This is a genomic window from Hamadaea flava (assembly GCF_024172085.1).
In the GTDB taxonomy this organism is placed as follows: domain Bacteria; phylum Actinomycetota; class Actinomycetes; order Mycobacteriales; family Micromonosporaceae; genus Hamadaea; species Hamadaea flava.
Map to the genome: position 1 here is coordinate 8,499,783 of NZ_JAMZDZ010000001.1, position 21,503 is coordinate 8,521,285.

General features: G+C 68.2%; 13 protein-coding genes. 8 read left to right on the forward strand and 5 right to left on the reverse strand.

Translation table 11 applies throughout. The features are described 5' to 3' along the window. Positions 1 to 15: 15 nt before the first annotated feature. The 4 genes from HDA40_RS39675 to HDA40_RS39690 all read right to left on the reverse strand — a co-directional run bounded on the left by HDA40_RS39675 (position 16) and on the right by HDA40_RS39690 (position 3,970). The gene (locus HDA40_RS39675; protein ID WP_253763227.1) at positions 16 to 204 is read right to left on the reverse strand and encodes a type 2 periplasmic-binding domain-containing protein; all 189 of its coding nucleotides are present in this window, start codon (positions 202 to 204) and stop codon (positions 16 to 18) included. A 39-nt stretch (positions 205 to 243) separates the two neighbouring features. After that, the gene (locus HDA40_RS39680) at positions 244 to 846 is read right to left on the reverse strand and encodes a hypothetical protein (protein WP_253763228.1); all 603 of its coding nucleotides are present in this window, start codon (positions 844 to 846) and stop codon (positions 244 to 246) included. 479 nt (positions 847 to 1,325) lie between these two features. Further along, a complete protein-coding gene (locus tag HDA40_RS42405) occupies positions 1,326 to 2,363 on the reverse strand; it encodes a LacI family DNA-binding transcriptional regulator (protein ID WP_253763229.1) in 1,038 nt (345 codons plus the stop codon). Further along, positions 2,360 to 3,970, reverse strand: a complete 1,611-nt coding sequence (locus tag HDA40_RS39690) for an FAD-dependent oxidoreductase (protein ID WP_253763230.1) — start codon at positions 3,968 to 3,970, stop codon at positions 2,360 to 2,362. Before HDA40_RS39690 ends, HDA40_RS42405 begins: the two co-directional genes overlap by 4 nt. 207 nt (positions 3,971 to 4,177) lie before the next feature. Between HDA40_RS39690 and HDA40_RS39695 the strand changes: the two genes are divergently transcribed. From HDA40_RS39695 to HDA40_RS39725, 7 genes are all read left to right on the forward strand, one after another. Beyond that, positions 4,178 to 5,854 (forward strand): FAD-dependent oxidoreductase, encoded by a 1,677-nt coding sequence (locus HDA40_RS39695; RefSeq protein WP_253763231.1) that lies wholly within the window; start codon positions 4,178 to 4,180, stop codon positions 5,852 to 5,854. Continuing rightward, complete coding sequence (locus tag HDA40_RS39700; protein ID WP_253763232.1) at positions 5,851 to 7,353, forward strand: FAD-dependent oxidoreductase; 1,503 nt, start codon at positions 5,851 to 5,853, stop codon at positions 7,351 to 7,353. The genes HDA40_RS39695 and HDA40_RS39700 overlap by 4 nt, the downstream gene beginning before the upstream one ends. A gap of 2 nt (positions 7,354 to 7,355) precedes the next feature. Beyond that, positions 7,356 to 10,751, forward strand: a complete 3,396-nt coding sequence (locus HDA40_RS39705; RefSeq protein ID WP_253763233.1) for a glycoside hydrolase family 38 N-terminal domain-containing protein — start codon at positions 7,356 to 7,358, stop codon at positions 10,749 to 10,751. Between the two features lie 2 nt (positions 10,752 to 10,753). Beyond that, a complete protein-coding gene (locus HDA40_RS39710) occupies positions 10,754 to 12,364 on the forward strand; it encodes an extracellular solute-binding protein (protein ID WP_253763234.1) in 1,611 nt (536 codons plus the stop codon). 8 nt (positions 12,365 to 12,372) lie between these two features. After that, entirely contained in the window at positions 12,373 to 13,290 is a 918-nt protein-coding gene (locus tag HDA40_RS39715; RefSeq protein ID WP_253763235.1) for an ABC transporter permease, read from the forward strand. Then, on the forward strand, positions 13,284 to 14,213 hold the full coding sequence (locus HDA40_RS39720; RefSeq protein WP_253763236.1) for a carbohydrate ABC transporter permease: 930 nt from the start codon (positions 13,284 to 13,286) through the stop codon (positions 14,211 to 14,213). The genes HDA40_RS39715 and HDA40_RS39720 overlap by 7 nt, the downstream gene beginning before the upstream one ends. 85 nt (positions 14,214 to 14,298) lie before the next feature. Beyond that, positions 14,299 to 16,461, forward strand: a complete 2,163-nt coding sequence (locus HDA40_RS39725) for a putative phage tail protein (protein ID WP_253763237.1) — start codon at positions 14,299 to 14,301, stop codon at positions 16,459 to 16,461. 876 nt (positions 16,462 to 17,337) lie between these two features. Here HDA40_RS39725 and HDA40_RS41905 read toward each other — a convergent pair. Then, positions 17,338 to 17,466 carry a hypothetical protein gene (locus HDA40_RS41905; RefSeq protein WP_275978406.1) on the reverse strand — a complete coding sequence of 43 codons (129 nt, stop codon included), beginning with the start codon at positions 17,464 to 17,466 and terminating at the stop codon, positions 17,338 to 17,340. A 588-nt stretch (positions 17,467 to 18,054) separates the two neighbouring features. Between HDA40_RS41905 and HDA40_RS39730 the strand changes: the two genes are divergently transcribed. Next, on the forward strand, positions 18,055 to 21,450 hold the full coding sequence (locus HDA40_RS39730) for a LamG domain-containing protein (RefSeq protein ID WP_253763238.1): 3,396 nt from the start codon (positions 18,055 to 18,057) through the stop codon (positions 21,448 to 21,450). The last annotated feature ends 53 nt before the right edge of the window (positions 21,451 to 21,503 follow it).

Consider the following 21,503-nt stretch of genomic DNA (forward strand, 5'->3'; position numbering starts at 1 on the left):
CAGTTTTCGGGCGGGTCACCCCGCTGCGGCGGCGATCGTCAGGAGTTCGGCGGCCAGCGGGGTCGGCCTACGCCCGAGCCAGAGGGCGTTCAGCGGACGGACGAGGGGCATGGCCTCGACCGTCAGCTCGACGAGTTCGCCGGAGGCGACAGTGGCTGCGGCTGCCCGGGAGCTGATCACGCCGACGCCGCCGCCCGCGCGCACGGTGGCAAGCAGTTCACAAGTTCCACCGCTGCCTGAGCCCTACTGCCACTGCTCGTCCTCACGGCCCAGGTCGGGGATCGGCCCAAGGAGCATCCACCCCGGCTTCAGTGCCCGGCTGCTGCGGAACCCGCGGTCCTCCGCGTACGCCTCCGCGTCCGTGCCGTCGGGTGCGTGCATGATCGTGTAGACCGGCGGGTCCTCATGGTAGAAGCGGAAGAAGGTGCGCCCGGGGTCTTTCGCCTGATGGATGATCAGGTAGGCGTACGGCGGCAGAGCCGCGAACGTCGCCTGATCGTCCGGGTTCGTCGGCTTACAGTCGTGAGCCCAATCGGTGTTAGCCTGTCCGGCGTCGCGCACGCAGATATCCATCATGGTCCAGCCGATCCGTTCGGCGTGCGGGTGGGCGGCCACCAGTTCCCGCATCCGGGCGTCGGCTTTGGTGAAGGCCGCCTGCCTGCGATTGAACTCCGTCTCCAGCTTGTCGAACCGTCGGGCGTCGAACCCGCTGCCGAAATGCGCGTCCAGTGATAGGAAGACGGCGACCCCGCAGGCCAGGAAGAGTATCGCCGCGACGAGCAGCGTGACGAGCAGGACCCGGCCCGGCGAGCGCCACCATCCGCGCCGCTGTCGGTTGGCGTCCATGGCTTGTCTCCGTTTCACGATGTCATAGCAATGTCTATCGGGTGAAAATGCGTTGGTACGTACGCGAACCAGGAGTACGTCCGAAGGATAGCGGTGCTCGTAGCAATGGAGATTCCCTTCCCCTTAATTAGTTCCACATTGCCGTGCTGCTTAGGCAAGCAACTCCAGCGCCGTCGAGCCAGTGACTGAGGAACCTCAGCATCAACCCCAGGGCAGTCCTCTGCCGCTCCCGCGGCGGTTCAGCCTGTCCTTCCCACTCATCGCCGAGGTAGCCGGTGGCGGATTTGAGGAGGACGGGAAGGTCTGCAGAAATGGCGCGTGGCAGCATGTTGACGCCCACGAACGCCTCGGCCAGCACTTGCGTGACCTCAGAATTCAGGTCGCTCTCCGCTCTGGTTCGGCTGAGCCAGCGCCTACGGTCGACTCCCACAGCGTTGGCGCTGAGCGATCGCGGCACCGGGCGATCAGCGGGCACTGGGCTACCGAGGTGGGGCGACGGAGGGTTCGAGTGTGTGCGTGCAGGGCAGCAGGATCTGTCGCTCGTAATCCCCGATCGGGTCGGTGACCAGCGCGGTCAGCAGGCGAACCGCGCGCCGTCCCATGGCGTTGCGCGGCACCTGCATGCTGGCCCAGGCGCCGGGGCTCGCGGTGTCGTCGACCAGCAGCATGATCGAGACGTCGCCGGGGACGCTGAGGCCTCGCAGTCCGATGATCGCGTGCAGTACCCGCAGGAGGCTGACCGACTCCACGAGGATCACCGTGGTGCCGGCGGCCAACGCGGTGTCGAGCCACTGGGCGGCCAGTTCTTCCGGCTGCGTGTACGCGGGGACGGGCACGGTCAGCCCGAATCGGTCCAGTGCGGTGGAGAAGCCTTCCCAGCGGTCGGCCTGCGGTTCGTAGCGGACGGCTTCACCGAGGTAGGCGAAGGTCCGGTGGCCGAGGGCGACCAGGTCGTCGACGATGCGGCCGGTGGCTGTCCGGTAGTCGCCGCCGACGTAGCTGATCTGGAATCCGGGTACTTCACGATGGCCGATGTAGACGAATGGATGCGCGTCGGCGGCCAGCCGGGCCAGATCGTCCTGGTGCGCCCGATGGCCGAGGATCACGCTGCCGGCTGCCTGGCCCAGGGCGTTGACGTCGCCGCGGTAGATCCGGCGTACGCCGCCCTCGTCGCGCGCGGCGGTGAACAGCACCAGGTTGCAGCCCTCGACGCCGGCCTGCTCCTCGATGCCTTGCAGGAACTCGAAGTAGTAGTCCCCGGCGCTGGTCGGGAAGATCGGCTCGAAGGTGTGCACGCCCAGCAGCGGCGGTGCGTGGCGCTTCTCGACCGCAGTACGCTGTTGCGGGCTGGTGGTGTAGCGCAGCCGTTTGGCGGCCGTCAGCACCCGGCGCTGCGTTTCGAGGGAGATCCGGCTCAGATCACCGGCACCGCGCAGGACCTGGGACACCGTGGACTGCGAGACGCCGGCCTCGCGGGCGATGTCGGCCTGCCGGATGATTCCGCGTTCTCCGTTCACCGGGCTCCTCCCGACAGGACCGCTCCGTTGGCGCGCAACTTCTCGCGCAGCGTCTCATAGTCGACGTCGCGCACGCCCGAGCCGGTGGCGGCGGCCAGTCCGGCGGCGCAGCCGGCTGCATCGCCGAGCATCATGAACACCGGTTCCATGCGTACCGAGGCGAAGGCCACATGGGACGCCGAGATGGCCGACGCGACGAGCAGGTTCGCACATTCACCGGTACGCGGCACGAGCGCCCGGTACGGGATGCCCATCGGCGCGGCGAGGGGATGCTGCACGTTGCCCTCGTTGACCGTCCGGCCGTCGACGACGACACGTTTGGCGTTGTGGGAGTCCATGACGTAGGAGGCGAGCGCGACCGGATCGTCGACCGGAGTCGTCCCGGTCGCGTCATGCTGTGTGATCACATAGTTGGAGACCATCCGGCGCGCCTCTCGGATGTAGAGCTGGTGCGGCCAGTGGGCGGTGCCGGTGAACTCGCCGGGAGCCAGCCCGTATGCCTGGGCGGCCGTGCGGACCGGGGTCGGCACCGACCGGTCGAAGCAGAGGTAGTGCAACAGTCCGGCCTGGTAGCGGACGTGGTCGGCGTAGATCTCCTCGCGGCGGGCGTACCCGGCCGCGGCGGCCGCAGCCTGCCGATCGAGCGCCGGGCGGTCGTCGGGCCCCGATGCCGGGGTCAGCGAGACCGCCGACGGCCACTCGTAGTTTGCTCCGATGTGGTCAGACGACACGGCTCCGTGGTTGTTCATGTCGTAGACGTCGCCACGGATCCGGGTCGTGCGTCCGTACAGCTCGAAGACCCCCGCGTCGAGGTGGCGCCGGAGCAGTTCGTAGCGGTCCCGGTCGTAGCCGTCCGGCTCGGGATAGGGCACTCGATCGGCCGCGTCGGTCACGTGCAGCCGGAAGTTGTACGCCTGCAGCCGCTGGTCTCCGTCGCCGACGGTGCCGAACGCGTCGGCGCAGATTCCGCTGAGCAACCCCGACGCCGGCTGACCGGGCACGATGTACGGGTCGACCGGGACCGTGAACTGGTGGCTGGAGCTGGGCTGCACGCCTGCCAGCGGCTCCCGGTAGACCGCCGACGCCTCCCGACCGATGGTGTGCGACACGCCGGCTGCCGCCATCAGGTCGCCCTCGTAGGAGGCGTCGACGAAAACCTTGGCGCGGTGACGCCCGCCGTCGTCGGTGCGGAGTTCGGCGAGCCGATCGCCCGACATCGTGACGCCGCACAGGTGCTGCCGGTGCAGCACGGTGACTCCGGCGGTGGCCAGCCACTGCCGGAAGAGGGCCTCCGCGACGTGCGACTCCACCCGCCAGTGCACGTCCGGCCGGCCGTAGGCGCTGCCGACGGCGCGGTAGAACGCCAGCGCGAGTCCACCCACAGTGGATGCCCGGCCGACGTCGGTCTCCCCGAGTCCACCGCTGCTCAGGCCGCCCACGTGATCGTCGAAGGCGAGCAGGGTCACGGAGTGGCCGTCGCGGGCCGCCCGCACGGCCGCGGTCACGCCGCCCGAGGTCGCGCCGTAGACCACCACGTCCGAGTCCGTCTCGCGGGACGAGCTCTCGGGCGGGAGGTGATAGCGCAGTCCGGGTAGCGGCGAAGTCATGCCCGGATTTCTAGCACCCCGATTGGAACGCTGTACATAGCTAATATTTGCTAATCCCGCGAAACCGAATCGTGCCCGAAGTTGCTGCGTACCAACGTCTTGACATCGCCACGACGAGGCGATGTAACGTAGCCGCAATCTTGGGGCAGCGCGATGGCTGCCAATTTATTAGCAAATCTGAGCACGCAACCGTGAGGGGAAACGGGCATGAGCATGGCGACCGAGCTGGAGACCGACCTCCTGGTGGTCGGCGGAGGCTTGGGCGGCGTCGCCGCGGCGCTGACCGCCGCGCGGCTGGGCCGCCGCGTCGTCCTGACCGAGGAAACCGACTGGCTCGGCGGCCAGCTCACCGCGCAGGCGGTGCCGTCCGACGAACACCCCTGGATCGAGACCGACTACATCTCACCCGGGTACCGCGAGCTGCGTGGACGGGTCCGCGACTACTATCGGCGCAACTACCCGCTGCTGCCGGAGGCGGCCGCGGACCCGACGCTGAACCCCGGCCTGGGCAACGTCAGCCGGCTCTGTCACGAACCGCGCGTCGGGGTGGCCGTCCTGGACGAGATGCTGGCCGGGTACGTGTCGGCCGGCCGGATCACGATCCTCTACCACCACGTCCCCGTCAGCGCCGACACCGACGGCGATCACCTCCGCGCGGTCACCCTGCGAAACACGCGAACCGGCGACACCGTCGTCGTCTCCGCCAAGCTCGTCGCGGACGCGACCGAACTCGGCGATCTGCTGGAGCTGGCAGGAGTCGAGCACGTCATCGGAGCCGAGTCGCAGGACCAGACCGGCGAGCCGTTCGCGGCGCCCGAGCCTGACTGGACCGATCAGCAGTCCATCACGTGGTGCTTCCCGCTGGAGTATCGGCCGGGTGAGGACCACGTCATCGACAAGCCCGCCTCGTACGATCATTGGAAGACGCACGTCGACCCGTTCTGGCCGGGGCCGCAGCTGTCCTGGTTCAAGATCGACATTCATACCAACGCCGGCAAGGAGAATCGGATCTTCGAGGGCGACCTCGACGGCGTACGCCTGCCGGACCTCTGGCACTTCCGACGCATCCGGGCGCGCAGCCAGTTCCGCCGTGACCTGGTCGACACCGACATCACCCTGGTCAACTGGCCTAACATCGACTACTGGGAAGCGCCGCTGATCGGACCCGGCATCGACGACGCCGCCCGGACCAGGGCACTCCAGCGCTGCAAGGAGCTGTCGCTGTCCTATCTGCACTGGATGCAGACCGAGGCCCCCCGGCACGACGGCGGAACCGGCTATCCCGGGCTCAAGCTGCGCCCCGACCTGACCGGCACCGACGACGGCCTGGCCAAGTACGCCTACATCCGCGAATCACGCCGGATCAAAGCCCGGTTCACCGTGCTGGAGCAGCATGTCGCCGTGGTCGACCGGCCGGAAGACGGCGGTTCGGAGCCGTTCGCCGACGCGGTCGGCGTCGGGCACTACAACATCGACCTGCACCCGAGCACGGCCGGCGTGAACTACGTGAACCTGGAGTGCTACCCGTTCCAGATCCCGCTCGGCGCGCTGATCCCCGTGCGGCTGCGCAACCTCCTGCCCGCCTGCAAGAACATCGGGACCACGCACATCACCAACGGCTGCTACCGCCTGCACCCGGTGGAATGGAGCATCGGGGAGGCCGTCGGCGCGCTGGCGGCGTACTGCCTGCGGCAGGGCACCGAACCGCACGCGGTCGCCGACTCGCCCCGGCTCACCGAGGACTACCAAAGCCTGCTCACCCAGACCCTCGGCATCCCGATCGCCTGGCCCGACGAGGTACGCCGCACCCGCCCGTCGCAGGCCTCGAAGAACTCCACACCGGTCCTCGCCATGCCCGAGCGCCGGGTGAAGGCGGCCCGATGAACACCGCCGAGAATCCGGACGTCGTCATCTACGGCGCGACGCTCGCCGGGATCATGTCCGCGCTGCGGCTGCGCATGCGCGGGTACCGCAGCCTCATCCTGGAGCCGACCGGGCACGTGGGCGGCATCGTCGCCGGCGGCCTGGTCAAGTCCGACTGCCCGAACGTCGTCGAGGCGCTGGCCGGGCTCACCCTGACCAGGTTCTTCGAAGGCATCGGGCGCGAGTACGGCCAGGACGGGCCGGCGTACCGGTTCGAGCCCAAGGTCGCCGAGAAGGTCGCCCGCGCACTGGTCACGGAGGCAGGGGCGACCGTCCGGCTCAACGAACGCATCCACGGCCCCTCCGATGTGGAGGTCGTCGCCGACAAGATCGTCGCGGTGAAGGGCATCCCGGCCCGGTTCGTGATCGACGCGTCCTACGAAGGCGACCTGATGGCGGCCGCGGGTGTGCCGTACAGCTACGGCCGGGAGGGGCGCGACGCGTACGGCGAACCCCTCGCGGGCTTCCAGCCGGAGATCGCGTACCGCCGGCGAAGCTTCCGGCCCAACGATCTGTACCCGGTCAAGCCTCGGCCGCGGCAGAAGCTGGGGGAAGCAGACGACAAGACTCAGGCCTACAACTTCCGCGGCGTGCTGTCGACCAACCCCGACCGTCTGCCGTTCCCGAAGCCCGACGGCTACGACCCGAAGCTGTTCGCGTACCTCGGTCAGCTGCTGGCCCATCGCGGCGTCAAGGGACTGTCCGACATCGTGACGCACACCGCGCTGCTGCCGAACCGGAAGTATCAAACCAACCAGGCGCTGTTCTTCGGGTTCGACCTGCCCGGCGCGTCGTGGAACTATCCGGACGGCTCCTGGTCCCGCCGCGACGACGTGATCGCCGAGCAGGTCCGCTGGCATCAGGGGATGCTCTACTGGCTGGCCAACGATCCGTCGCTGCCGGAGAGCTTCCGAGCCGACACGCGTACCTTCGGACTGCCGCCGGACGAGTTCGTCGACAGTCCCCATGGAACGGGGTTCCCGCACGCGCTCTACATCCGCGAAGCCCGCCGGATGGTCGGCGCCCATGTGCTGACCCAGCACGACCTGCTGAAGCCGACCAACACCAAGACCACCCCGGTCTGCTGCTGGAAATACGGCATGGACAGCCACATCGTCCAGTACTACGCCGAAGGCGACGACACGATCGTGGGCGAGGGCACCCTGTCCGGCACCGAGCACAACCCGCCCGTCGACCTCTATCAGGTCCCGGCCGAGGTGCTGTTCCCGGCACGGGGCGGCGTCGCCAACATCGCCGTTCCGCTCTGTTTCTCGGCCAGCCACGTCGGCTACAGCTCGCCGCGCATGGAGCCCAACTACGGCATGCTCGGCGAGGCCGCCGGCGAGCTGGCCGCCCAGTCGCTGGGTACCGGGCGGGCCGTGCAGGACTATGACTACCCCCAGCTGGCGGCGGCGTTGCGGGAACACGGCAGCGTCCTGACCTTGCCTGGGCTGGAGTAGCCGTGCTGCCCGTCCTGCTCGCCCTGCCGGAGCCGGCCTTCCAGCCGGGACCGCTCGACGCCTCGTCCGGCTGGCGGTCGCACACCATCGCGATCGGATTCCAGCTGGCCGAGCCGGTCCCGGCCGACGGATGCCTGCTGCGCCTGGAGTTCGCGGCCGGCCACGGCCCCTGCCCCGACCTGTCCGTGGTGCTCGACGACGCGCATCGCGGGTTCTTCCACCCCCGGGTGCGCCGGGAGGACCGTTCGGAGACCTACCGGCACGGCCCGATCGCGGGCGACGTCACCCTCGACGTCTGGTTGCCCGCCGCCTGGCTCGGCGCCGGCGAGCACCGGCTCACCATCACGACGAGCCTCGACGAGGCCGCCGCCACCGGTCCGGTCCCGGCCGAGTCCGGCCCGCACCCGCGCCACCGCGAGCAGTTCGGCCACCACTTCGGCAGCGGGATCACCTGGCACGCGATCAGCCTGCGGCCCGCGGAACGTCCCGCCCGGACCGGCGTCACGCTCGCCGCGACCCCGCTGTATCTCCACGACGGCACCGCGCTGGTCGAACTCACCGTGTCGGTTCCGGCTCAGTCCACTGCCGCCCAAGCAGTGGTACGCCTGAAGCAGCGCGCGTACCCGGTGGATCTGCGCCGGGGCGACCGCGATTTCGGCGACGTCCGCGTCCGGTTCCCCGTGCCGGAGTTCACCGACACGGTCCGAGTCACGGTCGGTGTTGACGGTGGCAGCGAGCACGACTTCGAGCTGCATCCGGCTCGCAAGTGGACGCTGCACCTGATCCCGCACGTGCACCTGGACGTCGGCTATACCGACGTTCAGGGAAAGGTCCTGGAGTTGCACAGCCGCAACCTCGACCGGGCGCTCGACGCGCTCGCCGCCGACCCGGGGTTCGCCTTCTCCGTCGACGGATCGCTGATCGTGGGGGAGTACCTCGCGACGCGGTCGGCGCAGCGGTCGGCGCAGGTGCTCGCGGCGCTGCGGTCCGGCCGGCTGTCCGTCAACGCCTTCCACAGTCTGTTCCTGTCCGGGATCGCCAGCCTGGAAGAGGTCTACCGGGCGGCGTACGCGGCGGCGAGGTTGCGGGCCGAGCACGGAGTCCCGATCGACTACGCCAACCTCACCGACGTCCCGTCGTACTCGGCGGCGGTGCCGTCGATGCTGAGGGCGCTGGGCATCGACGCGTTCGTCGGGATCGAGAACCACCACCGGGGCGGCAACGCCGACAGCGACGCCCAGCACCTGGCCAGCCCCGTCCTGTGGCAGGGCGTCGACGGCTCCCGGGTGCTGACCCATTTCTCCGACACGTATTCGCAGCTGAGGTTCATGGTAGGCGACCCGCAGACCGTCGCCGGAGCAGCGCACGCCTTCTCCCGCCTGCTCGCCCGCTACGACCGGCCGGACTACCTGCCGAGTGACCTGGCCGTGATCGGCACCCACGCCGACAACGAGGACCTCGGCGACGGCGACGCCGGGTTCGCTGCCCGCTGGAACGAGCGGTACGCGTACCCGCGGCTGGTCGTGTCGACCATGGCCGGATACCTCGACGCGGTACGCCCGCTCGCCGACCGGCTGCCCGTCTGGACCGGCGACGGCGGCTCCTATTGGGAGGACGGCGTGGGCACCGGCGCCACCGTCGCGGCCGAGCATCGGCGTACGCAGACCGCCCTGCCCGCCGCCGAAGGGCTGGCCGCTCTGGTCGGCCTGGCCGAACCCGGCTACCGGCCGCATCGCCGCGCCCTGGACGCCGCCTGGGAAGGTGCGCTCTACGGCTGCGAACACACCTGGACGTGGGCCCACGGCAACGCGCATCCCCACGGCCACCAGGTCGGCGACCAACTGGACTGGAAGCGGCATCAGGTGCACAGCGCGTACCGGGTGGCGACCGACGAGACCCGGCGGGCGCTCAGCCAGCTGGGGGAGTTGGTCGGCACGGCCGGCCCGACGCTGCTGGTGCACAATCCGCTCGGCTGGACCCGGGACGTCGACGTCGAGGTCGAGACCCTGCACGGCAGTCCCGACGGGCGGCCCGGCGAGGTGATGGCCGACTGTGACGGGCTCAAACGCGTGCGCGTCACCGTCCCCGGGGTGCCGGCCTTCGGCTATCGGGCGCTGGTGCTCGGCGCTGGGCGTACCCTCGCGCCTGGAGAGGAAGAGGGGTCCACCGGGCAGACGGCCGCGGACCGGGACGAGTGGCGGGCCGTGCCCGCGACCCTGACCACCGCGCGCTGGGACGTGACCTTGGACCCGGCGACCGGAGCGATCCGCGGCTTGCGCCATCGTGCGAGCGGCCGGGAGCTGCTCGACAGCGGCCCGTGGACGCTCGGGCAGGTGCTGTACGCGCTGAACGGCCCGGTGTCGCTCACTCGCGGCGAGCATCCCGCGCACTCCGGCGAGCCACACCGGCACGAGCGGGCACCGCGAAGCACGCTGTTCGGGCGGCGGCCGAAGGCCGACCCGCCGGAGCTGACGGTGACGCCCGCGGAGCTGCGCCCGATCGGACTGCGCCGCACCTATGACGGCTGGCGGCTGCGCACGGTCGGATCGGGACCGAGCCTGCCCCGGATCGAGGTCGACGTGCTGCTGCGCGACGACTCCGACCGGATCGACGTGACCGTCGAACTGGACAAGGAACGGGTGCTGGCCAAGGAATCGGTGTATGTGGCGTTCCCGTTCGCCGGGGCCGAGCCGGTGCTGCGCTACGACCGGCAGCAGGGCTGGATCGATCCGGCCATCGACACCGCACCCGGCGCCTGTCACGACTGGTTCACCACGCAGTACGCCGTCGTCGTGTCCGATGGCGACGGTCCGGCGGTCGCCTGGAGTTCGGCGGACGCGCCCTTGTTCACCGTGGGCGACATCGTCCGGGGGGAGTGGCGTGAGCAGTTCCGTCCGGCGGCGGGCCTGTTCTCCTGGGTCCTGAACAACTACTGGCCGACGAACACCCCGCCGGAGCAGGACGGAACCCTCACCCTCCGGTACGCCTTCACGCCGCTGCCGGCGTTCGACCCGGTGGCGGCCGGGCGCTTCGGCCGGGAGGTACGCGCGGCCGCCACCGCCACCGAGATCACCTGGTTGGACAAGTTCGACATCGACCCCCGGCCACTGCCGGCCACCGGGTCGTTGCTTGACCTGGACCTGCCGGAGACGGTGCACGCCACCGTCGCGCAACCGCGCACCGGCGACGGACTGCTGTTGCGCCTGCAAGACCTCTCCGGCCGGGCGGCTCGCATCCCGCTGCCCGTGACCGGAGACGCCACCTTGTGCACCGCCGACGAACGCGAGATCGGCCCGCTGCCCACCGACGACGACGGCCGTCTGACCGTCGAGATCGGACCATGGCAGGTCGTCTCACTGATCCTGCGCACCTTCCCGACGGACCTCCCGAAGGACTGATGATGGCCAATCAATCGCTCAGCCGACGCCGCTTCCTGGCACTGACCGGTGGCGCAGCCGCCGCGGTAGCCGGATCCGGTCTGCTCGCAGCCTGCGGCAGCTCGTCCACCCCCACAACCGGCGGCGCGGGCAGTGTCACCTTCCCCGAGTACGCCCCGGCGACGCTGGTGAAACCGGACCTGCCGGCGACCGCCGACGGCGTGATGGCCGGGTTCTACGACTATCCGGCGAACCTGGCGACCGCGTTCACCAGCAAGCCAGGCGAGGGCCTGGGGAACGTGACCGTCCTGACCAACATGTTCAACCCGGTGCCGCCAGGCGCGGGCTCGAACGCGTACTGGCAGGAGGTGAACACCCAGCTCGGGGCGACGCTGGACATCACGATGACGCCGTCCGCCGACTATCTCAGCAAGCTGTCGACCGTGATCGCCGGCGGCCAGCTACCCGACATGACGCTGATCTCGTCCAAGCTCGCCCACCGGGCGGACGTGCTGACCCGGTTGTGTGCCGACCTCAGCGAGTTCGTCTCGGGCTCGGCGATCACGGAGTACCCGTTCCTGGCCAACATTCCCAAAGACGCCTGGCTGTCCACGGCGTACGGCGGGGGCATCTTCGCGGTGCCGATCCCGCGCGGCATCGCCGGGACGATCTTCTTCGCCCGGGACGACCTCATCCGTGCCAAGGGCTTGAACACCGCCCCGGCCAGTTACGCCGAGTTCGTCAGGCTGGCCGAGGGGCTCACCGACGCGAAGGCGAACAAGTGGGCCTTCGGCGGTATCAAGCGGGTCATCGTCTTCGCCGGCACCATGCTGGGCGTGCCGAACACCTGGCGGGCCGACAACGGGAAGTTCGTCTCCGAGTTCGAGACCGAGCAGCGCAAGGAGGCGGTCGCCCGGACCGCGGAGCTGTACAAGAAGGGGCTGTTCCACCCGGACAGCCTCGGCGGCAAACTCCAGGTACGCGACCTGTTCGGCAACGGGACGATCGCGTTGCACGGCGACGGGTACGCCGCCTGGGACACCATGGCCGCCGCCTACAAGGTGGAGATCGGCGCGATGCCGGCCCCGAAGGCCGACGGAGGCGGCATCGCCCAGCATCCGGCGGGAGCCGCATCGTTCGCGATCACCGCGTTCAAGAAGGGCGACAAGGCTCGGATCAAGCAGTTGCTGAAGATCTGCGACTGGCTGGCCGCGCCACTCGGAACGAAGGAATACATGTTCCGCAAGTTCGGTGTCGAAGGCACGCATTACACGATGCAGGACGGCAAGCCGGTGCTCACCGACAAAGGCAAGGTCGAGGTCAAGCTTCCCCTCGAATACATCATCGACGCCCCGCCCATCCTCGGTCCCGGCGACCGGGCGCGGGTGGACGCCCAGCGGGCGTACCAGGAGAAGATCGTGCCGACCATCCTGCGCAACCCCGCTGAAGGGCTCTACTCGGCCACCGCGGTCGACAAGGCCGGCGAGATGAGCAAGATCATCGACGCTGCCGAGCTGGACATCGTCTCCGGCCGCAAGCCCATCGCGTACTGGGACGAGGCGGTCACCGCGTGGAAGAAGGCCGGCGGCGACGCCGCACGCGCCGAGTACGAAAAAGCCCAGTCCACCAAGTAGAGCGACAGGTGAGGACGACGATGATGCGACGGCTGCGGCGGGACTGGTTCCTGCTGATGCTCGGTCTGCCCGGCCTGCTGCTGGTGGTGTTGTTCCATTACGTGCCGCTGGCCGGCAACGTCATCGCGTTCAAGGACTACCGGCCCTACCTGACGATCTGGGAGGCGCCCTGGGTCGGCTTCGACAACTTCCGTGTGATCTACGACGGTGATCCGGCGTTCCTCAACGCGCTCACCAACACGCTGATCATCTCGCTCATTCAGATCGTGGTGGTCTTCCCGATCCCGATCGCCCTGGCCGTGCTGCTCAACAGCCTGCTCTCGGAGAAGATCAAGCGAGTCGTGCAGTCGGTGCTCTACCTGCCGCACTTCATGTCCTGGGTGATCGTGGTCGCGCTGTTCCAGCAGATGCTCGGCAACGCGGGCCTCTACAACACCTGGGCCCGCGCCCACGAGTTCCCGATCCTGCACCTGATCGGCAACGCCGACTTGTTCCTGCCACTGATCACCAGCCAGGCGATCTGGAAGGACGTCGGCTGGGGCACGATCATCTTCCTCGCCGCGATCTCCCGCGTCGACACCGAACTGTTCGAGGCGGTCGCCGTCGACGGCGGCGGCCGTCTGCGGCAGCTGTGGCACGTGACCCTGCCGGCCATCCGGTCGGTCGTGGTGCTACTGCTCATCCTGCGCCTCGGCGACGTCCTCACGGTCGGCTTCGAGCAGATCATCCTGCAACAGGCGGCGGTGGGCCAGGACGCCTCCGAAGTGCTGGACACCTACGTCTACAACCGCGGCATCATCGACGGCAACTTCGGGCTGGCCGCCGCGGTCGGCCTGGTCAAGGGTGCGATCGGACTCGCCCTCGTGCTCATCGCGAACAAGATCGCGCATCTGTTCGGGGAGAGAGGAATCTACTCGCGATGGTGACGCTGGCTTCCCGATCACGGACGCCGCAGGGCTCGGCGCGCAAGCCGAAACTGATCAACGGCGCGCCCGCGCCCAACCCGGCCGTCCGGGTGCTGAAGGGGATCGTGCTGCTGATCTGCTGCGCGGCGGTGGCGATCCCGTTCGTCGGGGTCATCTCGACGTCGCTGGCCGACCAGGAGCAGATCACTCAAGCGGGCGGCTACGTGCTGTGGCCGGAACGCCCGTCGCTCGACGCGTACGAGGCGATCTTCCGCGGCGGTGTCGTCACCCGGGCCACCCTCGTGTCCATCGGTGTGACCCTGGTGGGCTCGCTGCTGTCCATGGCGGTCGTCGCGCTGCTGGCGTACTCGCTGTCGCGGCCGGGCAGCTTCGCCCACCGGCCGCTGCTCATGCTGGTGCTGGTCACGATGCTGTTCAACGCCGGGATGATCCCGAACTACCTGCTCATCAAACAGCTCGGCCTCATCGACTCCTGGTGGGCGCTGATCCTGCCGCCCGCGGTGTCCGCGTTCCAAGTGATCATCGTGCGCGCCTTCTTCATGGAGGTGCCGCGCGAGATCGTCGACGCCGCCCGCATCGACGGCGCCGGGGAGCTGCAGATCCTCACGCGGATCATGCTGCCGCTGTCCAAGGCCGTATTGGCGGTCGTCGGCCTGTTCCAGGCGGTGGCGTACTGGAGCGCCTTCTTCAACGCGCTGCTCTACATCAACTCCACCGACAAATGGCCACTGCAGCTGGTGCTGCGCTCGTACGTGGTCGACAACACGGCCATCGGCACCGACCTGCCGGGGGAGATCGTACCGCCACAGCAGTCCCTGCAGATGGCGATCCTGGTCGTCTCGCTCGTCCCGATCTGCCTGCTCTACCCGTTCCTGCAGAAGCACTTCGCCAAGGGCGTGGTCGTCGGAGCCGTCAAAGGCTGACCCGCTCAACCCATCCATCGCAGCCGCACCGGCCGGGACCTGCGTTCCGCCGCGCTGCCGCCTGCGTACTCGAGGAGGCACGAAGATGCACGACACCTCTCCAGGCATCCCCTCACCCGCCGCCGACACGTTCGCCGCCGCCGAGGCAGCCGCCGGCCGCCGCACCGGCCGGCGCCAAGCACTGGCCGCGTTCGGCCTGGCCGGCGCGGCTCTGGCCGGCAGCCAGACGATCCCCGGCCTCGCCCAGGCCGCCGGCCCCGGCCCGGCGCTGGCGGCCCCCAAGAAGCGGCTGGAAGCAGGAGCCGGCTACACCAGCGTCGACGATCTGCGCGCCAGCGCCGGGGCCGCCGACGGTGAGCAGGTCCACGTCGTCGGCTATCACGCCGACCGGCCCGGCGTCGGCGGCGGCGTCTTCTACTGGGACGCCGACGCGACCGAGACTGACGACGGCGGTACGGTCATCGCGGCCACCGGCGTCGCCACCGGACGCTGGAAGCGACCCGTCGAGGCCCGGGTCGACCTGGCCTGGTTCGGCTGGACCGGGGTCGGCGACGTCGACGACGCGCCGAAGGTACGCGCGGCCGTGGCCGCCCTGCCCACCGGCGGCATCGTCGAGACCGGGCCCGGCAAGGTACGCCTGGAATCCACCGTCGAGATCACCTCGATCCCGATCCTGTTCCAAGGCGCCGGGGCGACCGACGTCGACGACTACTCGACGCAGTACATCGTGGCGACCGGCGCCGCCGACGGCTTCCGGCTCAAGAACGTCCACGGCGGCGGCATGCGGGACCTCGTGGTCCGCGGCTCGGGTCTGACCGGCGGCAGCCTGGTGGCGACCGAGGCGGCGGGAACCGACCGCAACTACATGGTGTCGTTCATCAACGTCCGGTTCAAGGACGGCTACAACGGCATGACCCTGCGTTCCTGCAACACGATCCGGTTCCGCAACTGCGTATGGAACGGCTTCAACGGGCAGTACGTCATCCTGCTCAACGGGGTCGGCGACGGCTCCCGGGCCGACCCGGTCGAGTTCGTCCAGTGCGGCATCGCGGCCGGACCGGCCAACACCGGCGTGGACAACCTCGTCATCGACGGGCTCGGCGGGTCGATCAAGTTCTTCGCCACCGCGGTGCTGTTCGGGCGGCACGGCATCTGGCTCAAGAACACCACCGGCGGCTCCTACCCGAAGTTCCTCTACTTCGAAGGAGGCGGCTTCGAGAACGGGCACGGCTACCCGGTGCTGCTCGAGGCAGGCGCGCAGGCCCAGTTCGCCAACGTCTACGTCTCGGCCGACAACGAGCTGAGCAACGTCCGGATCACCGAAGGCTTCACCGGCACCGCCACCTTCACCGGCTGCATCATCCGCGGCTGCGGGCACAACGGCTTGGACGTCGCGTCCACCCGCGTCACCGTCACCGGCTGTGTCATCGGCAACAACGGGCGTACGGCGCATCCGGCGTTCGCCCGGACGATCACGGGAACCTCGTCGGGCGGCGGCGGCAAGGTCCGGATCACCACCAGCACCGAGCATGGCTGGGAGACCGGCGACCGGGTCAGCGTCCTGGACGTCACCGGCACCACCGAGGCCAACGGCAAGTGGACCATCAACGTGGTCAGCCCGACCGCCTTCGAGATCCCAGTCCAGTTCGCGCACGCGTACGCCGGCGGCGGCAGCGCCTACCGGCACGGCACCGGGATCAACATCCGGTCGGCGGCGACCCGCGTCGTGGTGGTCGGCAACGCGATCGGCGGCCTGGCCGACGGGATCAACCGGCAGGACTACGGGATCGTCTGCGCTTCGCCCGACGTGCTGGTGGCCGACAACGACCTCAACGGCAACCTGGTCGCGCCCTACACGATCACCGGATCGGTCGACGGACAGACCCGCTTCGCCGGCAACAAGGGCGTCGAGCAGATCGACGGCCGCCTCGTAGCCCGGGTCACCGGCGCGGTGCCCGATGGACTCTACGACTTCGGCAACCTGCTCTACCTGGACGGCCAGCGGATCCGGGTGACGAAGGTGACCCGGAAGCTGGGCGGCGGAGCGTGCGACGTACGCCTGGACGCCGCCGCCGCGAGCGCGGGCGGGAACGCGATCGGGGTCACGACGACGTCGCAGACCACGGCGCTGACCTCACCGTTCACCGTGGACGGCACCGGCACGTCATTGCGGCTGCAGGCACGGGTGCTCAACGCAGCCTCGGCGAGTGACCTCGAAGTCCAGTTCGCCTACCAGATCCTCGGCTGACCCCGCCCGGCCGGGCCGGCGCACAATCTGGTGCCGGCCCGGCCGGGCCCAGTGCACCAGCAGCCGTGCCGCCACCTACAACCTGGCCGGACGCATCGCCGCGGTCAGCGGGATGGCGGCACCGACACCATCATCTACGACGACCGTGGCCTGCCGCTGTCGATCACCGGGCCACCAGGCAACTCGTCGTTGCCTACAACGGCGACGCCCAGACGACCACCCGGACCGACGCCGCCGGAACCACCACCTACCGATGCCGCACGACCGGCACCGACAAAGGCATCCTCGACAAGATCGCCAACACCGGCACCGACCTCGACGTGCGATTCAGCTTCAACGCGATGGCCGCCGTCAAACCTCATCTCCCACTACGGCGCAGGCGTCGAAGCCAGCAAACGAACCAGCACCTACGACGACCAGCCCGGCCGCCGCCTGCCGGCTGGCCGGCGTCAACCGCCGGATCCACGGTGGTGCTGTTCGCGTTCACGACCCGGCAGGTGGTCGTCGTGCATACGGCCGCAGACGTAATCCGCCTCATGCACGGCACCCACACACAGATCCTCGGCAGGCAGGCATGACGACCGACCCGGACCGGCTCGAGACGGCGTGGCGGCTGCTCGCCGACTCGGCGTCAGCGTCGCCGATCTGCGCGACGACCTCCGCGCCTGTCCGCCGATGCCGACAGTGGAGGAGTACCCGCCCCGCGTCGCCGCCGCAGCAGGACCCCGGCGCGCGACACACCTACGGCATGCCTGCCCGAGCCGGTCCGCTACATCGCCTTGTATGAACCCGTTGCCCGCATCGGTGCCGGGCTGCTCGGCGTGGCCGTCGCGCTCAGGCTCCTCCGCAGCGGCCCCGCCCGGCTGATCCTCGCCATCATCCCTCGGAGCAGGATTCGCCATCGTTTACGGCTTCCAGTCGGTCGGCCCAATGACCGTAATCTATCTGATTGCCGTCAGCCTGTGGTGGATCCGACAAACCGTCCAGATCATCGTCGATGGTCATCCATCGAGCCTCTGGGTGAAGATCCGTGCCGCCCTCACGCAAAGCGTGACCTCACCCGATTCTTAAGAGCAATGAAGCTGGGCTGTAACGAAGTCTTGTGTATGAACTAGAAACTCCTCGCCACCGGCTGCCACGCCCCGGCGGCAGGTTTCTCAACGTCGATGGCCCCGACCTTGAGGCCGCGCGTGGTCGATTGCACGCAATGCATCCGGTCAGCCATGCGCACGCCCTAGAGACGCGAACGGGGAAGGGTCTGTGCGAAGGGGCTGTTCTGCTCCGACCGTTCGTTGGCAAGATAAACATCACGGTTTGGCAACAACGAACTGTCGAACTCCTGGGATTCTGGCGGTCAAAGCTTCAGCGCGTCCTTGTTACCCACTGTGATCTTGGCACTTCGAGAAGACACGCTCGAACGGTAGGCATCGATGTGATCCTTCGGCGATTCGGGCGAATCGGTGCGAACCGGTGCCCCCCGGAAGGTCAGCTGTAGCCCATACGCTTCGCACCTGTTTCCAGTGTGGAGGAGTGATCATGGGGGAGCGAGGAGGCGGCGGTCGCGCGCCGTGGAGACGGTGGGTAGCGGGGCTGATGTCCGCTCTGGCGGGCGTGGGAATGGTACCGGTTGTCACGCCGCCAGCGTTTTCTGAAGCGCCGGCCTGCGCGGACGTGGCGACGGACGCGGCCAATGCCCGGAAGCTGGCAGCGGACTGTAATCGGCGTGTCGAGGATTTGTCTCAACGGTCGGAGCACACACAGGTTCTGGCTAATCCGGACGGCACGTGGACGGCCACGGAGAGCATGCGCCCGCGCTTCGCGCGTATGTCTGACGGTTCGTGGACCACGCCGGACGCCACGCTTGTGGCTAATCCGGACGGTTCGTTCTCGCCACGGGCGTCGGTGTTCCCGATCAAGATCTCTGGGGGCGGCACCGGTGCGCTGGCTTGGCTATCGAAGACCGAGGGTGCGGTGTCGCTCAGTTGGCCGGCAGCGATGCCGACACCCACGATTTCGGGTGCGACCGCAACCTACGAGGAGATTGTTCCCGGCGTGGATCTGCGGTTGATCGCCGACGTCGACGGAGTGTCGGAGCAATTGGTTGTCAAGACGCATGCCGCTGCGGCGAATCCGCTGGTCCGCAATCCGAAGTTCGGGGTGCAGGTCAGTGGCGGGTTGACCGCCGCCACGCATGCCGATGGCGTATCAGAGATCAAGGACTCGGGCGGCAAGGTCGTGTTCTCCTCTGGCGCTGCGCGTATGTGGGATTCCTCCGCGAACCCTGTGGCCAGCAGGTTCACTGATGGCAGCGATTCGGCGCCGGAGCCCGAGCCGAAGTCCGCCGATGTCGCGGTGGCGGTGGCGGCGGGCACCTGGACGCTGACACCATCGGCCGAGATGCTGGATGATCCGGCGACCGTGTTCCCGGTTGTCATCGACCCGGATATCAAGGGCACCAAGAACCACTGGTCGTTGCTGCGGGAAAGCAGCCCGGACACCGAGTACTACGACATTACCGACGCGAACATCAGCGACACGACCGACAATCAGCAGCACGGTTTGGCGCGTGTCGGCTACTCCGACTGGCAGTCACCGACCTATACCGACCGTTCGGTGTTCGAGTTCAACACGACGGCCGTGAATGGCAAGCACGTGCTCGGGGCGAAGCTGAATATGTACCAGCGCTGGTCCGGATCGGGCTGCGGTGGCACAGGCGGCGCCGTTGGCGTGTACTGGACCTCGGCCATCAGTTCGGCGACGAACTGGACGAACTTTTCCGGCTCCGCCCGGTGGGGGTCGACCTATCGCCTAGGCACTAACAGCGAGATACGCCGTTACGGCGGCACCGGGTCGTGTGCGCCGGGCTACATCCAGCTCGACTTCAGTTCCAAGATCGCGACCGTGGGTCTGGGGACGGCCAACACCCTGACCCTGGGCATCAAGGGGGAGAACGAGTCGAGTAACACGACATGGAAGCGCTACGCCAACGACACAACCGAGAGCCCGTTCTTGGAGCTGACCTACAACACCTACCCAGGAACTCCGGCCGACGCGAAAGTCGACAACAAGGCCTGCGGAACGGGGGCTAACGCCGCGTACGTATCTACGATCGGCGGCCACGCTCCGCAGTTGTCGGCCAAGCTGACCGACAGTGATCAGGACGCGTCCCTGCGGGGTGACTTCGCATGGACTGCGGCGTCCGGCGCCACGTCAGGCTCCCAGGGCAGCATTCCCAACAATGGCTATGCGTCGGTCAGCACTGCTGGCGCAACGTTTACGCCGGGAGCGACCTACTCGTTCACCGTTAAGACGTGGGACGGCACGGACTTCTCGAAGGCGTCTGCGGGTCCGTGTGAGTTCGTGGTGGACAACACGAAGCCGTCGGCCAAACCTACCGCGATCTCCGCGGACGGCAGATATCCGATGGATGATGGCACCGGTGGCTGGCACGACGGTGTCGGCAAAGCTGGCAGCTTCACCCTGCAACCCAACGGCGTTACCGACACCGTTGGCTACTACTACGGTTTGACTGACCCGCCCAACACCTATGTCGCGGCCGCCGCCGTTGGCGGCAACGCCACCGCCACCCTCACCCCGCTCAACGTCGGACTGAACACGCTGTACGTGCGCAGTGTCGATCGCGCAGGTAACCAGAGCGACATCAGCAGCAGCTACCGCTTCTGGGTCGGCTCGGGGGTGGGGCCGGTGGGTGCCTGGAAGTTCTCCGAAGGCACGGGCGCCGTCGCGCAAGACACCGGGGCGGGCGCGCACAACATCACCCTTAGTAACACGACATGGTCAACTGGACGCATGGCCACTACCAAGGCAGGAGCGTTCAACGCAACCTCCTCCTACGGCTCCACCGGGACCGCTCCGGTCCTCAACACCAGCCAGAGTTTCACGCTATCCGCGTGGGTGAAGCTCACCGACACCACGTCAAGTCGGTTCGCCGTGTCCACCCAGGGTGTGCACTGCAGCAGCTTCTTCCTCTACTACGACAAGCCCGCCAACAAATGGGCCTTCCAGCAGCGGACTGCGGACACGACGACAGCGCAGGGCGCTTATGCGCTTTCGACGACCGTGCCGAAGCTGAACGTGTGGACCCACTTGGCCGGAGTCTACGACGCGCCGAGCGCGCAGATGCGGCTGTACATCAACGGCGTGCTCGAGAAGACCGTTGCGGTGAGCAGCGTCTTCAACGCGTCGGGTCCACTCGTGGTCGGGCGGTTCCGCCAGGCTGACGTCGACAGCGGCTACTGGGCTGGCGGTGTGAGCGAGGTCCGGGCATGGGACCGCATCGTCACCGACGCTGAGATCGCAGAACAATCGGCACCGGTTTTGGTGGCCCAGTGGGATCTTGACGATGGTGCCGGCAGCACCGCCTTTGACAGCTCGGTGTTCTCCCACCCGGCGACCCTCAGCGGAGCGGGGGCCACCTGGAGCACGACCGGTCACAACTTCGACGACCTGGGTTCAGTTACGTTCAACGGCTCCACCGGATATGCGAGCACGAATGGTGCGGTACTGAACACCGACCAGTCGTTCACTGTTACGGCCTGGGTCAACCCCACTTCGCTCCCGGCCTACATCACGATCCTGTCCCAGAAGGGCACGACCAACTCGGGTGCCATCCTTCAATACGAGGCCGGCTCTGGCTGGTGCCTGACCGCCCAGGTGAACGACTCGCTGAACCCGCCTGGCGCGACACGGGCCAAGTCCGGAACCGCGGTCGTTCAGGCTGGAGCCTGGCAGCACGTTGCGGGCGTCTACGACGCCCAAAAGGGTGAGATGCGCATCTACGTCAACGGTGTACTCAAAGGCTCCGCAGCCGTGACCATCGGTTGGAACGCCAGCGGGCAGATGCAACTCGGCAGGGAGCTGTTCAGCGGCAACGAGAACACCTCCCCGTTCCCCGGCAGCATCGACGCAGTCCGCGTCTACCAGGGCGTCCTACCGGACTCGCAGATCACCGCCCAAGCGGCGAGCTGACCTCTTGGCTGGGAGGCCGCACCATAGCGGCCTCCCAGCGCACGATGCCGACG